Genomic DNA, 20258 nt, shown 5'->3' with positions numbered 1-20258 from the left:
GGCGTCGACCAAGTTTCAGCCACCGCAGGACGGTTCACCAGGGTTGCAGGGGGTTGCAACTTGTTGGCATGTGTGTGCGGAGTGTGGTCCTTCGGTGCTCACGGGCGGCACCATAAGACATTCAGTCAATACGGGCCGGGAGGACAAAGTGGCGAACCCGCCGATGGAGGTCGCGCGACTCGCCGGCCGCGACACGGCGAAGGCGGCACGACTGCTCAGCGACGTACGCGCGGCCCGCCTCATGGGACAGCGACCGCGTCTCGCGCCCCGCCCGGTGATCGACCAGTCCTGGGACCGGATGCTGCGCAGCGGCGTCGACCCGGACCACGACTTCCGTTCCGGTCTGCTGAGCCGTGAGGAACTGGACCGGCGGCGCGGGACGTCCAGGTTGCGGCATGTCCTCCCGGCGCTGCGGCAGGGGCTGTTGTCGGTCGCGGACGTCACCGAGCACATCATGGTCGTCGCGGACGAGCACGGCCGGGTGCTGTGGCGCGAGGGCAGCGCGTCGGTGCTGCGCAGGGCGGACTCGTTCGGCTTCGAGCCCGGCGCCGACTGGGCCGAGGACGTCGTCGGTACCAACGGGGTGGGCACTCCGGTGATCGCGCGGCGCCCCGTACAGGTTTTCGCCTCCGAACACTTCGTACGGTCGCACGCGACCTGGACGTGCACGGGCGCCCCGATCACCGACCCGCGCGACGGCAGGCTGATCGGTGTGGTGGATGTCAGCGGACCGCTGGAGACCATGCATCCGGCGACGCTTGCCTGGGTCGACTCGGTCGCCAAGCTCGCCGAGGCAGGGCTGCGGGAGCGCCACCACCACTCGTTGGAGCGGCTGCGGGCGGTGGCGGCGCCGGTGCTGGCGCGACTCGGCGGGCGGGCTCTGGTGGTGGACCGGGACGGCTGGACGGCCGCGGTGACCGGCATGCCGTACACGAACCGGGTCGCCCTGCCCAAGTCGTTGTCCCCGGGTCGCCGTTGGCTGCCGGCGCTGGGGCTGTGCGTGGTGGAGCCGCTGGCCGGGGGCTGGCTGGTGCACGCCGCCGCCGAGCCCGAACCTCGTGGCGCCACCCGGATCGTCCTGGACCTGGGCCGGGCTCGCCGCTGGTCGGTGACGGTGTCGGGTCCGGCGGGTTCCTGGACCCACGAACTGAGTCCCCGGCATGCCGAGTTGCTCTATCTGCTGGCCCTGCACCCGGCCGGCCGCAGCGCGGCGGGCCTGGCCGACGACGTGTTCGGCGACCCGGCCCGTACGGTGACCGTACGGGCGGAGATGTCGCGGATACGGCGTTATCTCGGGGCGTTCCTCGACCATCGCCCCTACCGCTTCAGCGACGACACGGAGGTGACCGTCGTCCTCCCCGACGATCCCCGCGATCTGCTGCCCCACTCGACGGCGTCGGCCGTGGCGCGGGGGCGGGGCTCGGAGAGCGAGGGCACCGGGGGCGGCCCGGAGGGCGACGCAGGGTGACCCGGCGGTGACACCGGCGTGAGAAAAGGCACCCGGACGGCCGCCGGGGGTCAACACAGGGCACGTATTCCGGAGTATTCGACCAGGCCCGGTGCCCCCTGACGTACCATCCTTCCCACGGCCCCCCACACTGCGACCCCGGTTCAACGCACGGATCGCGAGCCGCAGTTGGCCTGCCTCGGGAGGATGAATGAAACATCGCGGCAGACACCGCAGGCAGAAGAGGGGCCGAGCGCTGCGCGGCCTGCTCGCCGGAACCGCCCTCGCCCTGACCGCCGCGGCCACGATCGTCAGCGCCTCCCAGGCCGTGAGCAGCGACAACCCGGGTCCCCTGAAGTCCCTCACGTCCGCTGCCGAGCTGAAGGACTTCCAGCTCAAGGAGCACCTGGCGTCGAAGAGTTCACTGGACCGGCTGGCCGACTCCATGGGCGGCACGGTGGGTGTGAGCACCGTCCTGGAACACACCAACCGCACGCTGCACAACGCGGCCGAGTGCGCCCCCACGGAGACCGAGGCCCTGCCCGTCGCCCCGGCGGCCACCCGCGCGTACTGCTGGGACTCCGCCGATTCGGCCAGTCAGCGCTGGCTGCCGCAGTCCGTCACCACCTCCGGTGACGCGGACGAGGACGGCCGCTGGGGTGCCAACCGTGTGATCCTCTCCGGCTGGACGCACAACGACGCCAGGCCGGGCGAGCCCGAGGTCTCCCGGGGGCTGGCCCGGATCGCCGTCATCGACGCGAACAACCTGAGCAGCATGACGTACCGCTGGGTGCTGCTGGTCGTCCCGACCGACGACGGCTCGGACTACCGCAAGCTGGAGTCCCCGATCTCCGGCATGGTCTGGTACCAGGACAAGCTGCTGGTCACCGCCTCGGCCAAGGACTCCGACGGCAAGGCCCTGTACGTCTACGACATGAACCGCATCCAGCGTGCCTCGGTCGACAGCCCGGCGGTCGGCCGGGTGCCCGGCGGCTGGTCGGCGCACGGCTACGGGTACGTGATGCCCGCCGTCGCCTCGTACAGCCTGGCCGGCGGCGCCTGCGACCCGGCGTCCGACGACCGCCTCCCCTGCTTCGGCTCGCTGTCCCTGGACCGCACCTCCACGCCCGACAGCCTGGTGGCCGCCGAGTCGTTCCCGGCCGGCGCCGATCAGCACAGCCGTCTGTGGCGCTACTCGTTCAGCCGCGCGGGCGACCGTTCCGGCCTCCTCGCCGCCAACATGTTCGGCCGGGTGAACCCCGTCGAGGCCTACTCGACGAAGGCCACCGCCATCCAGGGCGTGCTGTCCTACCGTTCGCCGGGCGAGGAGAAGGCGGACTGGTACGTCGCCCACGCCCCCGGCGTGAAGGACCGGCACGGCACCCTCTGGCGCCTGACCGCCGACGGCGCGAAGGCGGCCCGCTGCGGCTCAGACGACACGTCCCGCCGCTGCTGGGCCGAACACGCCGAGTCCCTCTCCTACTGGGAGGGCACAGGCGAACTCTGGTCCCTGACGGAATGGGCGGCGGACAACCGCTCAGGATGGACCGGCACCCCCATCCCGAAACGAATCCTGTACGCCGTACCCCTGTCGTCGATCACCGACTCCCTGAAATAGCACTACCGATGAAGCCGGGGCGCGCCAGCGCCCCGGCTTCTCCAGGGGCGCGGGGAACTGCGCGACAAGCCCCCACCGAACCCGCAGCCGAACACCCCATGATTCCCTGTATCCCATGAGCAACATCCCCGTGACCACCTGGTCCCTGGAACAGACAGCCCCCACCGACCTCCTCCCTGCCGAGACCCCCGACGGGGACGTCAAGGTCGTCCACGCGGAACACCCCTCCCCCGAATTCAGCCGCTTCCTCTACGCCTCCGTCGGCGGCGACATCCGCTGGACGGACCGGCTGAGCTGGACGTACGCGCGCTGGCAGGAGTACCTGGAGCGGCCGGGCGTGGAGACATGGGTCGCCTACGACCGGGGCACACCGGCCGGCTACATGGAGCTCGAGCCCCAGGACGACGGCGTCGTGGAGATCGCCTACTTCGGGCTGATCCCCGCCTTCCGGGGCCGCCGGATCGGCGGACACCTGCTGTCGTACGGGACTGCCCGGGCCTGGGACCTCGCGGACCGGTGGCCGGGGCTCACCCCGACGAAGAGGGTCTGGTTGCATACGTGCACCAAGGACGGCGAACACGCGATGGACAACTATCTGCGCCGCGGCTTCACCCTCTTCGACACCAAGGTCGAGGAGGAGGCGGAGGTGAGCGCACCAGGCCCCTGGCCGGGAGCGCACCGCATCTGACCTGCGCCTGACCTGCGTCTGACCTGCTCAGGCACGGTCAGCCGCCCGGTGTTCGACCTGTCGTGACGCCGCCATGTGACCGACACCACCCTTGTCTCACCGTACGAGACAAGGGTGTCCGCATGGCGGACAATGCTGGACTGTGTCCAGATTGCCGTGACACGCTTCCGTCATGTCTGGAACTGGGATTGCCTTGGTGAGTCGGCGGCACGTCGACCTCGGCCGCATGTCCAGCGCCATCTGTCCGGCGAGCTGACCAGCCCTCAGCACCGCCGATCTCCTCCCCTCGCCTCAGTCTGCGCAGAGCCGCGCGAGTCTGACCATGCGCCGAAACGCGCAGGTAAGAGCCGCTTTCCGCCTGTCCCGAAGGACCAAAAATCATGGCCGCCACCCCGCAGAACCCTGCCGCCGCGCCCCGCCGCAAGGTGAGCCGTCACCGTGGTGAGGGTCAGTGGGCCGCGGGACACTTCACCCCGCTCAACGGAAACGAGCAGTTCAAGAAGGACGACGACGGTCTCAATGTGCGGACACGCATTGAGACGATCTACTCCAAGCGGGGCTTCGACTCGATCGACCCCAACGATCTGCGCGGCCGGATGCGCTGGTGGGGCCTGTACACACAGCGCAAGCCCGGGATCGACGGCGGCAAGACCGCGATCCTGGAGCCGGAGGAGCTGGACGACAAGTACTTCATGCTGCGCGTCCGGATCGACGGCGGCCGGCTCACCACCCAGCAGCTGCGGGTGATCGGTGAGATCTCGCAGGAGTTCGCGCGCGGCACGGCCGACCTCACGGACCGGCAGAACGTGCAGTACCACTGGATCCGGATCGAGGACGTCCCGGAGATCTGGAACCGGCTCGAGGCGGTCGGTCTGTCCACCACCGAGGCCTGCGGTGACACGCCCCGCGTCATCCTCGGCTCGCCCGTCGCCGGGATCGCCGAGGACGAGATCATCGACGGCACGCCCGCCATCGAGATCATCCAGCAGCGGATCATCGGCAACAAGGACTTCTCGAACCTGCCCCGCAAGTTCAAGTCGGCGATCTCCGGCTCGCCGCTGCTCGACGTGGCGCACGAGATCAACGACGTCGCCTTCGTCGGTGTGGAGCACCCCGAGCACGGCCCCGGTTTCGACGTGTGGGTCGGCGGCGGCCTCTCCACCAACCCGAAGATCGGCCAGCGCCTGGGCGCCTGGGTCCCACTGGACGAGGTCCCGGACGTCTACGAGGGCGTCATCTCCATCTTCCGCGACCACGGCTACCGGCGGCTGCGCACCCGCGCCCGGCTGAAGTTCCTGCTCGCCGACTGGGGCGTGGAGAAGTTCCGCCAGGTCCTCGAGGACGACTACCTCAAGCGCAAGCTGACCGACGGCCCGGCCCCGGCCCAGCCCGTCGAGCGCTGGCGCGACCACGTCGGCGTGCACCGCCAGAAGGACGGCCGCTTCTACGTCGGTTTCGCCCCGCGCGTCGGCCGCGTGGACGGCACGATCCTCACGAAGATCGCCGAGCTGGCCGAGGCCCACGGCTCGGGCCGGCTGAGCACCACCGTCGAGCAGAAGATGATCGTCCTCGATGTGGAGGAGACGCGGGTCGCCTCGCTCGTCGAGGGCCTGGAGGCGCTCGACCTGACCGTCAGGCCGTCCCCGTTCCGGCGCGGCACGATGGCCTGCACCGGCATCGAGTACTGCAAGCTCGCGATTGTCGAGACGAAGGCGCGCGGCGCCTCGCTGATCGACGAACTGGAGCGCCGTATCCCGGAGTTCGACGAGCCGATCACCATCAACATCAACGGCTGCCCGAACGCCTGCGCCCGTATCCAGGTCGCGGACATCGGTCTCAAGGGCCAGTTGGTCCTGAACGACGCGGGCGAGCAGGTCGAGGGCTTCCAGGTGCACCTGGGCGGCGCCCTCGGTCTGGAGGCCGGTTTCGGCCGCAAGGTCCGTGGTCTGAAGGTGACTTCGGACGAGCTCCCGGACTACGTCGAGCGCGTGCTGAAGAACTTCCAGGAGGGGCGCGAGGACGGCGAGCGGTTCGCCACCTGGGCCGCCCGCGCCTCCGAGGAGGCACTGTCGTGAGCGAGCGTGCCGCCCCCTTCTACTGCCCCTACTGCGGCGACGAGGACCTGCGCCCCGGCGAACAGGGCCATGGCGCCTGGGAATGCGGAGCCTGCAACCGAGCCTTCCAGTTGAAGTTCCTCGGGCTGCTCGCCCGTGGATTTCAGCCTCGGGAAACCGGAGGGGACAAGATATGACGACGGTTCAGAAAGACCGTACGACCGACGAGTTGAAGGCGCTCGCCGAGCAGGCGGGACGTGACCTGGAGGACGCCTCCGCGCTGGAGATCCTCCAGTGGGCGACCGACACCTTCGGCAAGAGCTTCTGCGTGACCTCCTCCATGGAGGACGCGGTGGTCGCCCACCTGGCCTCCCGGGCCATGCCCGGCGTGGACGTCGTGTTCCTCGACACCGGCTACCACTTCCCGGAGACCATCGGCACCCGTGACGCCGTCGAGGCCGTGATGGACGTCCGCGTCCTCACCCTCACCCCGGTCCAGTCGGTCGCCGAGCAGGACGCCGAGTACGGGCCGAAGCTGCACGACCGCGACCCCGACCTGTGCTGCAAACTGCGCAAGGTCGAGCCCCTGGAGCGGGGCCTCAAGGAGTACGCCGCCTGGGCGACCGGCCTGCGCCGCGACGAGTCCCCGACCCGGGCGAACACCCCGGTCGTCGGCTGGGACGAGAAGCGCCAGAAGGTGAAGGTCTCCCCGATCGCCCGCTGGACGCAGGACGACGTGGACGCGTACGTCGCCGAACACGGCGTACTGACCAACCCGTTGCTGATGGACGGCTACGCGTCCGTCGGCTGCGCGCCCTGCACCCGCCGGGTGCTGGAGGGCGAGGACGCGCGCGCCGGCCGCTGGGCGGGCCGCGGCAAGACCGAGTGCGGACTGCACGGCTGATGAACCGGACCCAGACCGAGACCGCGACCCCCGAGGACCAGGAGACACCAGTGACGACCGGAGCCACCGTATGGCTCACGGGTCTGCCGAGCGCCGGCAAGACCACCATCGCGTACGAACTGGCCGGCCGGCTGCGCGAGGAGGGCCACCTCGTCGAGGTGCTGGACGGCGACGAGATCCGTGAGTTCATCTCGGCGGGCCTCGGCTTCAGCCGCGAGGACCGGCACACGAACGTGCAGCGCATCGGCTTCCTCGCCGAGCTGCTCGCCCGTAACGGCGTCAAGACGCTGGTCCCGGTGATCGCGCCGTACGCGGACAGCCGTGAGGCCGTGCGCAAGCGTCACCAGGAGAGCGGTACCGCGTACATCGAGGTGCATGTGGCGACCCCGGTCGAGGTGTGCTCCGTACGCGATGTGAAGGGTCTGTACGCCAAGCAGGCCGCGGGCGAGCTGACCGGGCTCACGGGGGTCGACGACCCGTACGAGGAGCCCGAGACACCGGATCTGCGGATCGAGTCGCAGGACCAGACCGTCCAGGAGTCCGCGGCGGCCCTCCACGCGCTGCTCACCGAGAGGGGACTGGCATGACGACGACCGTGGCCAAGACGCACGGGGGCGACACCGACGCCCCGTACGCCCTCTCCCACCTGGACGCCCTCGAGTCCGAGGCCGTGCACATCTTCCGCGAGGTGGCGGGTGAGTTCGAGCGGCCGGTGATCCTCTTCTCCGGCGGCAAGGACTCGATCGTCATGCTGCATCTGGCGCTCAAGGCGTTCGCCCCCGCGGCCATCCCCTTCACGCTGCTGCACGTGGACACCGGGCACAACTTCCCCGAGGTGCTGGAGTACCGCGACCGGGCCGTGGCCGCGCACGGGCTGCGGCTCCATGTCGCCTCCGTGCAGGACTACATCGACCGGGGTGTGCTGAAGGAGCGTCCGGACGGGGTCCGCAACCCGCTCCAGACGCTGCCCCTGACCGAGAAGATCCAGGCCGAGAAGTTCGACGCCGTGTTCGGCGGCGGCCGTCGCGACGAGGAGAAGGCCCGGGCCAAGGAGCGGGTGTTCTCGCTGCGTGACGAGTTCTCGCAGTGGGACCCGCGCCGGCAGCGCCCCGAGCTGTGGAACCTCTACAACGGGCGGCACGCGCCCGGCGAGCACGTCCGTGTCTTCCCGCTCTCCAACTGGACCGAGCTGGACGTGTGGCAGTACATCGCCCGCGAGGGCATCGAGCTGCCGGAGATCTACTTCGCCCACGAGCGTGAGGTGTTCCAGCGGGCCGGGATGTGGCTGACCGCGGGCGAGTGGGGCGGCCCCAAGGCCGGCGAGACCGTGGAGAAGCGGCAGGTCCGCTACCGCACGGTCGGTGACATGTCCTGCACGGGCGCCGTCGACTCCGACGCGGTGACGCTGGACGACGTCATCGCCGAGATCGCCGCCTCCCGGCTCACCGAGCGGGGCGCCACCCGCGCCGACGACAAGATGTCCGAGGCCGCGATGGAAGACCGCAAGCGCGAGGGGTACTTCTAGCCATGAGCACGACCACGGAACGCACGGAACTCTCCGAGACCACGCTCCTGCGGTTCGCCACCGCCGGTTCCGTCGACGACGGCAAGTCCACCCTCGTGGGCCGGCTGCTGCACGACTCCAAGTCGATCCTCAGCGACCAACTGGAGGCCGTCGAGCGCGCCTCGGCGAGCCGCGGCCAGGAGGCCCCCGACCTCGCGCTGCTCACCGACGGCCTGCGCGCCGAGCGCGAGCAGGGCATCACCATCGACGTGGCGTACCGCTACTTCGCCACCCCCAGGCGCCGGTTCATCCTCGCCGACACGCCCGGCCATGTGCAGTACACCCGCAACATGGTGACGGGTGCCTCCACGGCCGAGCTGACGGTGATCCTGATCGACGCCCGCAACGGTGTCGTCGAGCAGACCCGCCGGCACGCGGCCCTCGCGGCCCTGCTGCGCGTCCCGCACGTGGTGCTCGCGGTCAACAAGATGGACCTGGTCGACTACCAGGAGTCCGTGTTCGCCGCGATCGCCGAGGAGTTCACGGCGTACGCGCTGGAGCTGGGCGTCCCCGAGATCACCGCGATCCCGATCTCGGCGCTGGCCGGCGACAACGTGGTGGACCCGTCCGCGAACATGGACTGGTACGGCGGGCCGACCTTCCTGGAGCACCTGGAGACGGTCCCGGTCGCCCACGACCTGAGCCACTGCCACGCCCGTCTTCCCGTGCAGTACGTGATCCGGCCGCAGACCGCCGAGCACCCCGACTACCGGGGCTACGCGGGCCAGATCGCCGCCGGCTCCTTCCGCGTCGGCGAGGCGGTGACGGTCCTGCCGTCGGGCCACGCGTCGAAGATCGCCGGTATCGACCTGCTCGGCGAGTCGGTCGACGTCGCCTGGACCACGCAATCGGTGACCGTCCTCCTGGAGGACGACATCGACATCTCGCGCGGCGACCTGATCGTGCCCAGCAAGGACGCGCCGCCGACCACGCAGGACGTCGAGGCGACCGTGTGCCATGTCGCCGACGCACCCCTGACGGTCGGCCACCGGGTGCTCCTCAAGCACGGCACCCGCACGGTCAAGGCCATCGTCAAGGACATCCCGTCCCGGCTCACGCTCGACGACCTGTCCCTGCACCCGCATCCGGGGCAGCTCGTCGCCAACGACATCGGCCGGGTGAAGATCCGCACCGCGGAGCCCCTGCCGGTGGACTCGTACGCCGACTCCCGTCGCACGGGCTCGTTCATCCTGATCGACCCGAACGACGGCACCACGCTCACCGCGGGCATGGTCGGCGAGTCGTTCGCGTCCCCGGAGCCCGTCAAGGACGAGGCCGAGGACGACGGGTGGGACTTCTGACATGAACTCCACCGACTACTACTCCACGTTCGCGAAGGAGGGCGGCCGCATCGGCAGCGGCGCCCTCGGCAGCGGGCAGGGCGGGGTCGCGCGATGTGCGTGCTGACGTACGCGCACCGCTTGCGCGCCCACACCCCCCACCGCCGTAGACGAAAACCTGCCGACCTCCCGGCCACGACCTGAGAGATCGTGACCGCCGGGCCTCCGAGAGGAACACCTCCCGTGCCTGCAAACTCCGCTCTTCGCCGCGGCTTCGCGGTCATAGCCGCGCTCCCCCTTCTCACCCTGGCCGCCTGCGGCTACGGCTCCGAGGCGAAGGACGACGACACCGCCAAGGTCGCCGCGGGCGCCCAGAAGATCGACGGGCTCGACTCCGTCAAGATCGGTTACTTCGGCAACCTGACCCACGGGACCGCCCTGGTCGCTGTGAACAAGGGGTACTTCCAGAAGGCGCTGGGCGCCACGGAAGCCAAGTACCAGGTCTTCAACGCCGGTCCGTCCGAGATCGAGGCCCTCAACTCCGGCTCCATCGACATCGGCTGGATCGGTCCCTCCCCGGCGATCAACGGTTACACCAAGTCCAAGGGCACCAACCTGCGCATCATCGGCGGTTCGGCGTCCGGCGGGGTGAAGCTCGTCGTCAACCCGAAGAAGATCAAGTCCATCAAGGACGTCAAGGGCAAGAAGATCGCCACCCCGCAGCTGGGCAACACCCAGGACGTGGCGTTCCTCAACTGGATCGCCGACCAGGGCTGGAAGGTCGACGCGGAGAGCGGCAAGGGCGATGTGTCGGTCGTGCGCACCGACAACAAGGTGACCCCGGACGCCTACAAGTCCGGTTCCATCGACGGCGCCTGGGTGCCGGAGCCGACCGCGTCCAAGCTGGTCGCCGAAGGCGCGAAGGTGCTGCTGGACGAGTCCGACCTGTGGCCGGACAAGAAGTTCGTGATCACGAACATCATCGTGTCGCAGAAGTTCCTCAAGGAGCACCCGAAGGCCGTCGAGGCGGTGCTGAAGGCATCGGTCGACACCAACAAGTGGATCAACGCGAACTCGGACGCGGCGAAGGCGGCGGCCAACGCCCAGCTCGAGGTCGACTCCGGTAAGGCGCTGAAGCCCGAGGTCATCGACCCGGCGTGGAAGTCCATCCAGTTCACCAACGATCCGCTGGCGTCCACCCTCAACTCCGAGGCGGAGCACGCGGTCAAGGCCGGACTGCTGGAGGACCCGCTGCTCAAGGGCATCTACGACCTCACGCCCCTCAACAACGTCCTGAAGGGCGAGGGCGAGAGCCCGGTCGACGACGCCGGTCTCGGCGTCCAGTAGTCCCCGATCCCGAGAGTTCCCAGGAGGTGACGACCATGGCCACCGCGATCGCCAAGGCCGAAACGGCCGAGTCAGTCGAGTACGCCGCCCGCATCGAGCACGTATCGAAGTCCTTCGCCGGGCCCGCCGGGCAGCAGCTGGTCCTCGACGACATCACGCTCGATGTCGCTCCAGGTGAGTTCGTCACCCTCCTGGGGGCCTCGGGCTGCGGAAAGTCCACGCTGCTGAACCTGGTGGCGGGGCTGGACCGACCCAGCGCGGGCTCCATCACGACGGACGGGCGTCCCGCCCTGATGTTCCAGGAGCACGCCCTCTTCCCGTGGCTGACCGCGGGCAAGAACATCGAACTCGCCCTGAAGCTGGGGGGAGTCGCGAAGAACGACCGGCGTGACCGCGCCGAGGAACTGCTCGGGCTGGTCCGGCTGCAGGGCTCGTACGGCAAGCGGGTGCACGAGCTGTCCGGCGGTATGCGTCAGCGGGTGGCGCTGGCGCGGGCGCTGGCCCAGGAGAGCCGGCTGCTGCTGATGGACGAGCCCTTCGCGGCGCTCGACGCGATCACGCGCGACATGCTGCACGACGAGCTGACCCGGATCTGGGCTGAGACGGGTGTCTCCGTCCTGTTCGTCACGCACAACGTGCGGGAGGCGGTGCGGCTCGCGCAGCGCGTCGTCCTGCTGTCGTCCCGGCCGGGCCGCGTGGCCCACGAGTGGACGGTGGACATCCCGCAGCCGCGCCGCATCGAGGACGCTCCCGTGGCCGAACTGTCCATTGAGATCACCGAACAACTGCGTGGGGAGATCCGCCGTCATGGCCAGCAGTGACACGAAGTCGGGCCTGACGGAGACGCGCGAGGCGCGGGCCGACGGCAACCAGCAGGCCGGCGGCCTGGAGGCCGGTCTGGACGCTCTGGACAACGTGACCATCGGGCGTACGCCCTTCTCGGTAACCTTCCGCGCCAAGATCCTCCCGCCGCTGGTGGCGACCGGCGTGGTGCTGCTGATCTGGCAGGCCCTGATCTCCTTCAACATCGTCACCGACCCGACGAAGCTGCCCTCGCCCGGAGATGTGGCGGCCGAGTTCAAGGACGCCTGGCTCGAGGGCAAGCTCCTCGGCTACATCTGGGTCAGTGTCGAGCGCGGTTTGCTCGGCTTCCTGCTGGCGCTGGCGATCGGCACCCCGCTGGGTCTGGTCGTGGCCCGGGTGAAGTTCATCCGGGCGGCGATCGGGCCGGTCCTGTCGGGCCTCCAGTCGCTGCCATCGGTGGCGTGGGTGCCGCCGGCGGTCCTGTGGTTGGGCCTGAACAACTCGATGATGTACGCGGTGATCCTGCTCGGCGCGGTCCCGTCCATCGCCAACGGCCTGGTCTCCGGCATCGACCAGGTGCCGCCGCTGTTCCTGCGGGCGGGCCGCACGATGGGCGCGACCGGGTGGAGGGGCGCCTGGCACATCGTCCTGCCGGCGTCGCTGCCGGGCTATCTGGCCGGTCTGAAGCAGGGCTGGGCGTTCTCCTGGCGCTCACTGATGGCGGCGGAGATCATCGCCTCCTCCCCCGACCTGGGCATCGGTCTGGGCGCTCTGCTGGAGAACGGCCGCAACGCCAGCTCCATGCCGATGATCTTCGAGGCGATCTTCCTGATCCTCTTCGTCGGTATCGCCGTCGACCTGCTGATCTTCAGCCCGCTGGAACGACGGGTACTGCGCGGTCGCGGCCTCCTGGTGAAGAGCTGAGCCCCATGCACAAGCAGCCGGTCGGCCCCGTCCTCGTGGTCATCGCCCACGGCAGCCGCGACCCGCGGCACGCCGCGACCGTGCACGCCCTCGTGCGGCGGGTACGGTCGCTGCGGCCGGGGCTGCGCGTGGAGACCGGCTTCCTGGACTTCAACATCCCGTCCGTACAAGGGGTGTTGGAGTCCCTCGCGGCGGAGGGCGTACGGGACGTGGTGGCCCTGCCCCTCCTCCTCACCCGCGCCTTCCACGCGAAGGCGGACATCCCGGCGGTCCTGCGGGACGCGCCGCGCCACCTCCGGATCCGCCAGGCGGAGGTGCTCGGCCCGTCGCCGCTGCTCCTGTCCGCCCTCGAACGGCGCCTGTACGAGGCGGGGTTGACGCCCGCCGACAAGTCCTCGACCGGGGTCGTGCTGGCCTCGGCGGGGTCCACCGACCCGGAGGCGATCGCAGTGATCGCTGATATCGCGCGGGAGTGGCGGCACACCGGTTGGTGCGCCGTGCGGCCTGCGTTCGCCTCCGCGGCCCTCCCCCGGACCGAGGACGCGGTACGGGAGCTGCGGGCCCTCGGCTGCTCGAAGGTCGCCGTGGCCCCCTATGTCCTGGCCCCCGGTTTCCTCCCGGACCGCATCGCACGGGGCTCGGCAGAGGCCGATGTCCTCGCGGACGTCCTGGGACCGGCGCCCGAGGTGGCCCGGTTGCTGCTGCGGCGCTACGAGGAGCAGGTGGCGGCAGTGCGGGTGCCTCTGGCGGGGCGTGCCGCGGTGAGCGCGTAGGCGTTTCCTGCACACCGGGTGCCTCCACCTCACACCGCTGGGACGAACGCGCTCAGGGTTCTCGGACAGACGCGACAGCCTCGTCCGTCAGCCGTACGAGTTCCGCCGACGGCAGCGAACCGGCCGGTCGACGTTCCCCCGCGAACGTGTTGGCCAGTCGTTGCAGCAGTTCGTTCAGAGGTGTCGGTACTCCGTGCAGCCTGCCCAGGAGGGCGATCTCGCCGTTCAGATAGTCGCTCTCGATCGTGCCGGTGCCCCGGCTGAGCGACTGCCAGGTGGAGCCGCCGCCGGGCTCGGTGCCGGGCAGCGGTCGCAGGGTGATCTTGTCGCCGCGCCTCGCCTTCGCCTCTTCGGCGCTCGCGTACGGGATCCCGGCCGCCGCGAGCACCGACTCGCCCTCGGCGTACACCCGCTCGCGCAGCCGTTCGCTCTCCGGGCTGTCCGCCGGGCCACTGAGCGCCCGGATCGCGTTGCCCAGGTTGGTGAGCAGCTTGGCGTACTGCCAGCGCGCGACGTCCGCTACGACCGGCGCCTCGATCGCCGCCGTCTTCTCCCAGTCGGCGGCGATCCGGCGGACGGTGTCGTCGGTGCCGTGCGGGTAACGGCCGAGGAAGAGGATGCCGGTGAGCGGGTCGCCCGCGGCGGAGACGACGCCGGGTTCCTCATAGGCCGCGGGGAGCCAGACGCAGACCCCGTACACCCGCCGGAAGCGGCGCAGCGCGAGACGTGGGCTCTCCACACCGTTCTGCGCGCAGAGCAACGGCAGCCGCTCCGCCGCCGTACCGCCGCCCTCGACGGGCGCCGGCCCCCAGGCCGCCAGGGCAGCTTCGGTGTCCTGCGTCTTCACGGTGAGGACGAGCACGTCGTCGGCGCGCAACTCCCCGAGTCCGGCGGGTCCGTCGACGGTGGGCAGGCGGTACGTGTGCGTCCCGTCCGGCGCCACCAGCCGCAGCCCATGCGCGCGCAGCGCCTCGTACTGGGCGCCCCGCGCGACAAGGACCACCTCGTGTCCCGCCCCGGCCAGCCGCCCGCCGACGGCACCGCCGACCGCCCCTGCCCCGATGATGATGTAGCGCATGACGGCCAGCCTGCCATGGTGCGTGCAGCGCGCAGGTACCGTCCGTCGCATGGCTTCGGAAAGATTCACGATCGGCGGCGAGCTTACGGTCGGCCGCCTCGGCTACGGCACGGCCCAATTGACCGGCCCCGGCTACTGGGGCCCGCGCGGGGACCGGGACGACGCGGTGGCCGTGCTGCGCCGGGCCGTGGACCGGGGCGTGACGCTCATCGACACCGCCGACAACTACGGCCCGTCGATCGCCGAGGAACTGATCGCCGAGGCCCTGCACCCTTACCCGGCCGGGGTGTTGATCGCCACCAAGGGCGGTGTCGTACGGACCGGCCCCGACGTCTGGCACATCGACGGACGGCCGGAGCGGCTGCGGGCGATGTGCGAGGCGAGCCTGCGTCGGCTGCGCCGCGAGACCATCGACCTGTATCAGCTGCACCGGCTCGACCCGCGCGTCCCGATGGCCGAACAGCTGGGCACGCTGGATGAGTTGCGCACGGAAGGCAAGATCCGGCATCTCGGCCTGGACTCGGTGACGGTCGAACAGCTGGGCGCCGCAACGGAGTTGACGTCCATCGCGTCCGTCCAGAACCGCTATCACCTCCTCGACCGTTCCGCCGAGCCGGTATTGAGGCTGTGCGAGGCGCACGGCATCGCGTTCCTGCCGTGGTTTCCGCTGGGCAACGGCGAGTTGGCGACGGACCCGGTGTGTGCGGAGATCGCCGCCGCGCACGGAGCGACCCCGGCGCAGATCGCACTGGTTTGGCTGCTGCGCCGTTCCCCGGTGCTCTGCCCGACCCCGGGCACGGGCTCCCTCGTACACCTGGAGGAGAACCTGGCCGCCGTGACCGTACGACTGTCCGGGGCCGAACTCGCTCGCCTCGACGCCGTCCGGTAGGTCAGCCCTCCTCGTCGCCGTTCTCGTCGCCGTTTTCACTGTGGAACGGGGTCGCCTGGTGGAAGTACAGCAGCCAGCCCCCGTCCTCGGTGTTCCGGCGCCACAGTGAACTCCGGTGGGCGCGGCGGCCGTTGTTCTCCGTGTCGAAGGTGAGATGGATCAGGTCGGGGGCCAGTTGTACGCCCGTCATCCGCGAGACCGCGATGCGAGGGGCGCCCGGTTCGGTGGTCGCGGCGAGGGACGCGATGATCGACGCCCGGTCCCAGTGCCGGCCCGAGGCGCCGAACTCGTGGAACCCGGGGTGCAGCAGCGCTCCCGTCAGCTCCGGTGAGGTGCGGACCTCCGGGTCGAGCAGCCGCAGCTCAGCTTCGATGACGGCCTCCACGGCGAGGTCGCGGCCTTCGGCGCGGCTGTCGTCAGGCGTTGGTCTCACTTCCCCGGTGCCTCGTCTCCCGTCAGTTCCACCAGCTTGACCACCGTGTTCCAGTTGCGGGTGGTCGCGATCAGGCCCTTCAGGTAGCGGGGCTTCGCGAGTTGCTCGGCGAGTTTGGAGCGGCCGAGGCCGTCGGGGGCGTACAGGTACAGCGCGCGGTCGCCGAGGCGGAACTCCTCGGGGAGGTGGGCGCCCTGGTCGATGTCCGCGAAGCGGGCCTTGTCGACGGGGGTGGAGAAGTAGGTGACGTGGAGTTGCTTGGCCTCCAGTTCGGCCGCAGGGAAGGGGCAGTCGTCCCTGATGGCGCGCAGGTGCGCGTGGTCGCGCACGATGACGTCGACGGTGAAACCGAAGTGCTGCGCGATGGCCTTCGTGATCTCCCCGGCGAGGGACTCCTCGTCCCCGTGACCGGTGGCGAACACGGCGTTGCCGCTCTGCAGATACGTGCGGACGCTGCCGTACCCGAGGCCTTCCAGCAGCGTGCGCAGCTCGGCCATCGGGACCTTCTTGTTGCCGCCCACGTTGATGCCGCGCAGCAGCGCCGCGTAGGTCTTTGTCGCCTGCTCACCTGTCGTCATCCGCACACCAGTCATCCGCACACCATAGGACGGCCCACTGACAGTTCCCCTGACAGACCACCCCGAGATCATCTTTTAGATGTAGGGGGCCGGTGTCCTACCCAGTGGGGAGACACCGGTGTCCGAGGGGAGGACCGCGGCCGGGCGCAGCTCACCGGCGAGTACGAGGAGATGGTCTTATCCGCCCCATACCTTCGAACTAAAGGTGATGGCAGGGGGCCGTCACCGCTTACGAGGGGGCAAGTCCGTCATGAGGAACGGAGATACGCGGGTACGGGGCATAGCCGCCCGGGCCGGCGGCTGGAGTGCCCGGCATCGCTGGGCGGCCGTCGGGATCTGGGTGCTGTTCGTCGTCCTGGCGATGGGCCTCGGCTCGGCCGCCGGCAGCGTCGAGGTCAAGGAGAGCGACCAGCTGGGGGGCGAGACCCACACGGCTGCCAAGATCATCGAGGATGCCGGGATCGACGAACCCGCGAGCGAGACCGTCCTCATCCAGACGAAGGACTCGGGCGTCAAGGCCACGGATCCCGCGTTCCGGGCCGCCGTGGCCGATGTCATGAAGGCGGTCGACGGGACCGGAAAGGTCACGGACGTCCAGTCGCCGTACGACACGGACACCCTTTCGAAGGACGGTCGCAGCGCGCTCGTCCAGTTCGACATGCGGGGTGACGCCGACACGGCGGGCGAGCGGGTCGAGCCGGTGCTGAAGGCCGTCGCGGACGTCCAGAAGGACCACTCGGAGCTGCGGATCGAGGAGATCGGCGGCGCCAGTATGAACAAGACGTTCGACGACGCCTTCGGGGACGACTTCAAGAAGGCGGAGCTGTCCGCCGTACCGGTGGCCCTCGGCATTCTGCTGATCGCGTTCGGCGCGCTGGTCGCGGCGCTGCTGCCGGTGGCGCTGGCGATCACCGCGATCATGGCGACGATGGGTCTGATGGGCATCGTCAGCCACCTCCAGCCGATGGACGACACCGCGAGTTCCGTGATGCTGCTCGTCGGTCTCGCGGTCGGCGTCGACTACTGCCTGTTCTATCTGCGCCGGGAGCGCGAGGAGCGGGCGGCGGGCCGCAGCCCCGAGGCGGCGCTGCAGATCGCCGCGGCGACCAGTGGCCGGGCGATCATCGTCTCCGGTGTCACGGTGTGTGTGGCGATGGCGGGCATGCTGTTCACCGGTCTCGCCACGTTCGAGGCGATGGGCCTGGCCTCGCTGATGGTCGTGGCGGTCGCCATGGTCGGTTCGGTGACGGTCCTTCCCGCGCTGCTGTCGCTGCTCGGTGAGCGGGTCGAGAAGGGCAGGATCCCGTTCCTGCACCCGGACAAGCGGCGCAAGAACGGCAACCGCGGCAAGGGCAACGGGGAGAGCCGTTTCTGGACGGCCGTGCTGAAGGTCGTACTCGCCAGGCCGGCCATCTCACTGGTGGTGGCTGCCGGTGCGCTGCTCGCCGTGGCCGCGCCCGCGCTCGGCATGAAGACCCAGAACCTCACCCTGGACCAGGAGTTCGGCGACTCGCTGCCGATCGTCGGCACCTACAACCGGGTCAACGACGCCTTCCCGGGCGGCTCGGAGCCGGCCGAGGTGATCGTCAAGGCGAAGGACATCAACGCGGCCGACGTGAAGTCCGCGCTGGCCGACTTCCGTGCGCGGGCGATCAGTTCGGGTGCCTCGCGCGGCCCGGTCGACATCAAGCTGCACGACGCCGAGAACATCGCCTTCGTGTACGTACCGCTGGTCGGTGGCTCCGACCTGGACAAGGCCGGGGAGAGCCTGGACAAGCTGCGTGACGAGGTACGCCCGGCCACTCTCGGCAAGGTCGACGGTGTCCAGGCGCCGATCACCGGGCAGGTCGCGGGCTCGAAGGACTTCAACGACCAACTCGCAGGCGCGGTCGCCCCGGTGTTCGCCTTCGTGGTCGTGTTCGCGTTCCTGCTGATGCTCCTGTCGTTCCGCTCCCTGACGATCGCGATCACCTCGATCGTGCTCAACCTGCTCTCGGTCGGGGCGGCCTACGGCATCCTGGTCGCCGTCTTCCAGCATGGCTGGGGCGCGTCTCTGGTGGGCGCGGAGGGGGTGGGTGCCATCATCACCTGGCTGCCGCTGTTCCTCTTCGTGATCCTGTTCGGCCTGTCGATGGACTACCACGTGTTCGTCGTCTCGCGAATCCGCGAGGCGCATCTGCGGGGCCGTACGACGAAGGACGCGATCCAGCACGGGGTGGTCACCACGGCCGGGGTCGTCACGAGTGCCGCCGTCATCATGGTGGCCGTGTTCGCCATCTTCGGGACGCTGTCGATGCAGTCGATGAAGCAGATGGGTGTGGGCCTCGCGGCGGCGGTCCTCATCGACGCGACGATCATCCGGGGTGTGCTGCTGCCCGCGGTGATGGCCCTGCTCGGCGACCGCAACTGGTACTTCCCGAAGTGGCTCAACCGCCTGCCGGACATGACGCACGACGAGACGGCGGAGCCCGCGTCACCGCCTCCGCCGCCTGCCGTGGAGGGTGAGCGGGTCGGGGTCTGAGTACTCCCCGGCAACACCTTTCGCGCATCTGAACAGCCTGCAAGTCCCTTGAGCTGAGGGCCCGTTGGTCACTGGGGAGCCAACGGGCCCTCTTCCCGTTCACCAACGGGGAAGCTCGGCCTCGATCAGGTCGGCGGCCCGCCGGGTGCCGCCCTCCTTCGCCATCCCGGCCTGGATCTCCGCGAGCCGGCGGGCGACCTCCGGATCGTCCACGAGCACGAGGGCGGCGGCGCGCAGCGTCTCGGCGGTCGCCTCCTCGGTGGGTACGTGGTGGGCAACCCCGAGCTGCCGCAGCATGTCCGCGTTGCCGAACTGGTCGGCGGCCTGCGGTACGGCGATCATCGGCGTGGCGGTGGCCAGCCCCTCCTGACTGCCGCCGGCCCCGGCGTGCGTGACGAACAGGTCGGCCTGCCGCAGGATCGCCAACTGCGGCACCCAGGACCGTACTTCGACGTTGGCCGGGAGAGGGCCCAGTTCGTCGGTGTCGACATGCCGGCCGACTTGCAGCACCAAGTGCCACCCCGGCAGGCCGCCGAACGCGCGCACGCACTCCCGGTAGAAGTCCGGCTGCTTGGTGAAGGCGGACCCGAGCGAGACCAGGACCGCCTTCTCCGCGTCGGCGGGCCGCTGCCAGTCGCCCTGCTCGGAGCGGTCGCCCTGGCAGGCGCCCACGAAGGTGTGGACGCGTTCGTCGACGCGGTCGGCGTTCGGCTGCAACGCCCTCGGGATCAGGACGAGGGATCGGGCGGGGCGGCCGGCGAAGGGATCGGGGTGCTGGGTGATCCCGTTCTCCTTCAGCCAGCTCTCGAACCGTTCGTAGTAGGCCCGCCCCCGCTCGGTCTGCCGGGGCTCGGCCCACATCGGCTCGGCGACCTCCTCCTCGTACCCGTCCCAGGCGACGAGTGTCGGCGAGAGGGAGACCGCCGGTACACCCCAGCGGTGGGCGAGGACGCGGGCCGGGTAGGAGGCGATGTCGTGCAGGACGAGGTCCGGCACACCCACCTCGCTTCCCTCACCCCCCTCGTACGCCTCGATGAGCTGCGGAAGTGCCTGGATGGCGTCGGCGAGGAAGGGCTCGACATTGTCGAGGAGGGTGGTGCCCCACGCCTCCGGGTCGGCCTCGGGACCCGGCAGCGTCGAGTCGTAGGGCACGGGCCGCGCGCCGGTCTCGGCCACCTTGTCGGCGAGCACGGGCGGAATCGCGTACGTGACCCGGTGACCGCGGGCCACCAGCTCGCGGATCACCTCGAGGCTCGGGTTCACGTGGCCGTGGGCGGCGATGGAGAACATGGCGATGTGAGCTGGAGTCATGGGCTCGACCATAGGCGAGACGAGACGTCTCGTGCAACGTGAATT

19 protein-coding genes and 1 pseudogene are annotated in these 20258 nt (G+C 69.9%); 16 read left to right on the top strand and 4 right to left on the bottom strand.

Going from position 1 to position 20258, the window contains the following annotated elements; all coding sequences use genetic code 11:
• Positions 1–148 precede the first annotated feature (148 nt).
• From PV396_RS03970 to PV396_RS03905, 14 genes are all read left to right on the top strand, one after another.
• The gene (locus PV396_RS03970; RefSeq protein ID WP_319200275.1) at positions 149–1468 is read left to right on the top strand and encodes a GAF domain-containing protein; all 1320 of its coding nucleotides are present in this window, start codon (positions 149–151) and stop codon (positions 1466–1468) included.
• A gap of 190 nt (positions 1469–1658) precedes the next feature.
• Positions 1659–3065: a hypothetical protein gene (locus PV396_RS03965; RefSeq protein WP_319200273.1), complete on the top strand. Its 1407-nt coding sequence runs from the start codon at positions 1659–1661 to the stop codon at positions 3063–3065.
• 115 nt (positions 3066–3180) lie between these two features.
• Entirely contained in the window at positions 3181–3753 is a 573-nt protein-coding gene (locus tag PV396_RS03960; protein WP_319200271.1) for a GNAT family N-acetyltransferase, read from the top strand.
• 172 nt (positions 3754–3925) lie between these two features.
• Entirely contained in the window at positions 3926–4009 is an 84-nt protein-coding gene (locus PV396_RS03955) for a putative leader peptide (RefSeq protein WP_309486338.1), read from the top strand.
• Positions 4010–4133: 124 nt separating this feature from the next.
• Positions 4134–5828 (top strand): nitrite/sulfite reductase, encoded by a 1695-nt coding sequence (locus tag PV396_RS03950; protein WP_319200269.1) that lies wholly within the window; start codon positions 4134–4136, stop codon positions 5826–5828.
• Positions 5825–6004 (top strand): hypothetical protein, encoded by a 180-nt coding sequence (locus tag PV396_RS03945; RefSeq protein ID WP_319200267.1) that lies wholly within the window; start codon positions 5825–5827, stop codon positions 6002–6004. Before PV396_RS03950 ends, PV396_RS03945 begins: the two co-directional genes overlap by 4 nt.
• On the top strand, positions 6001–6711 hold the full coding sequence (locus PV396_RS03940) for a phosphoadenylyl-sulfate reductase (protein WP_319200265.1): 711 nt from the start codon (positions 6001–6003) through the stop codon (positions 6709–6711). The genes PV396_RS03945 and PV396_RS03940 overlap by 4 nt, the downstream gene beginning before the upstream one ends.
• Complete coding sequence (gene cysC, locus PV396_RS03935) at positions 6711–7298, top strand: adenylyl-sulfate kinase (RefSeq protein WP_319200263.1); 588 nt, start codon at positions 6711–6713, stop codon at positions 7296–7298. The genes PV396_RS03940 and cysC overlap by 1 nt, the downstream gene beginning before the upstream one ends.
• Positions 7295–8236, top strand: coding sequence for a sulfate adenylyltransferase subunit CysD (cysD, locus tag PV396_RS03930; protein ID WP_319200261.1), 942 nt, complete (start codon positions 7295–7297; stop codon positions 8234–8236). The genes cysC and cysD overlap by 4 nt, the downstream gene beginning before the upstream one ends.
• A gap of 2 nt (positions 8237–8238) precedes the next feature.
• Positions 8239–9576 (top strand): sulfate adenylyltransferase subunit 1, encoded by a 1338-nt coding sequence (locus PV396_RS03925; RefSeq protein ID WP_319200259.1) that lies wholly within the window; start codon positions 8239–8241, stop codon positions 9574–9576.
• A 222-nt stretch (positions 9577–9798) separates the two neighbouring features.
• Positions 9799–10902 carry an ABC transporter substrate-binding protein gene (locus PV396_RS03920; RefSeq protein ID WP_319200257.1) on the top strand — a complete coding sequence of 368 codons (1104 nt, stop codon included), beginning with the start codon at positions 9799–9801 and terminating at the stop codon, positions 10900–10902.
• 35 nt (positions 10903–10937) lie between these two features.
• Positions 10938–11723 carry an ABC transporter ATP-binding protein gene (locus PV396_RS03915; protein WP_319200255.1) on the top strand — a complete coding sequence of 262 codons (786 nt, stop codon included), beginning with the start codon at positions 10938–10940 and terminating at the stop codon, positions 11721–11723.
• Positions 11710–12630 carry an ABC transporter permease gene (locus PV396_RS03910; RefSeq protein WP_319200253.1) on the top strand — a complete coding sequence of 307 codons (921 nt, stop codon included), beginning with the start codon at positions 11710–11712 and terminating at the stop codon, positions 12628–12630. The genes PV396_RS03915 and PV396_RS03910 overlap by 14 nt, the downstream gene beginning before the upstream one ends.
• A 5-nt stretch (positions 12631–12635) precedes the next feature.
• Positions 12636–13403 carry a sirohydrochlorin chelatase gene (locus tag PV396_RS03905; RefSeq protein ID WP_319200251.1) on the top strand — a complete coding sequence of 256 codons (768 nt, stop codon included), beginning with the start codon at positions 12636–12638 and terminating at the stop codon, positions 13401–13403.
• A gap of 52 nt (positions 13404–13455) precedes the next feature.
• Here PV396_RS03905 and PV396_RS03900 read toward each other — a convergent pair whose 3' ends face one another.
• Positions 13456–14481, bottom strand: coding sequence for a ketopantoate reductase family protein (locus PV396_RS03900; RefSeq protein ID WP_319200249.1), 1026 nt, complete (start codon positions 14479–14481; stop codon positions 13456–13458).
• Between the two features lie 49 nt (positions 14482–14530).
• On the opposite strand from PV396_RS03900, the gene PV396_RS03895 reads away from it, so the two are divergent.
• Complete coding sequence (locus PV396_RS03895) at positions 14531–15370, top strand: aldo/keto reductase (RefSeq protein WP_319200247.1); 840 nt, start codon at positions 14531–14533, stop codon at positions 15368–15370.
• A gap of 1 nt (position 15371) precedes the next feature.
• On the opposite strand, the gene PV396_RS03890 is transcribed toward PV396_RS03895, so the two are convergent.
• Positions 15372–15803 (bottom strand): nuclear transport factor 2 family protein, encoded by a 432-nt coding sequence (locus PV396_RS03890; RefSeq protein WP_319200245.1) that lies wholly within the window; start codon positions 15801–15803, stop codon positions 15372–15374.
• Positions 15800–16396 carry a DUF1697 domain-containing protein gene (locus PV396_RS03885; protein WP_319200243.1) on the bottom strand — a complete coding sequence of 199 codons (597 nt, stop codon included), beginning with the start codon at positions 16394–16396 and terminating at the stop codon, positions 15800–15802. The genes PV396_RS03890 and PV396_RS03885 overlap by 4 nt, the downstream gene beginning before the upstream one ends.
• 235 nt (positions 16397–16631) lie before the next feature.
• Between PV396_RS03885 and PV396_RS03880 the strand changes: the two genes are divergently transcribed.
• Complete coding sequence (locus PV396_RS03880) at positions 16632–18902, top strand: MMPL family transporter (RefSeq protein ID WP_319200241.1); 2271 nt, start codon at positions 16632–16634, stop codon at positions 18900–18902.
• A gap of 99 nt (positions 18903–19001) precedes the next feature.
• Here the strand turns inward: PV396_RS03880 and mgt are convergent.
• A pseudogene (gene mgt, locus PV396_RS03875) lies at positions 19002–20250 on the bottom strand (macrolide-inactivating glycosyltransferase).
• Positions 20251–20258 lie beyond the last annotated feature (8 nt).

The sequence above is a fragment of the Streptomyces sp. ME02-8801-2C genome, from assembly GCF_033793965.1.
GTDB lineage: Bacteria > Actinomycetota > Actinomycetes > Streptomycetales > Streptomycetaceae > Streptomyces.
The sequence above is the reverse complement of the archived record's forward strand: the minus strand, read 5'-3'. Positions and strand labels throughout refer to the sequence as shown.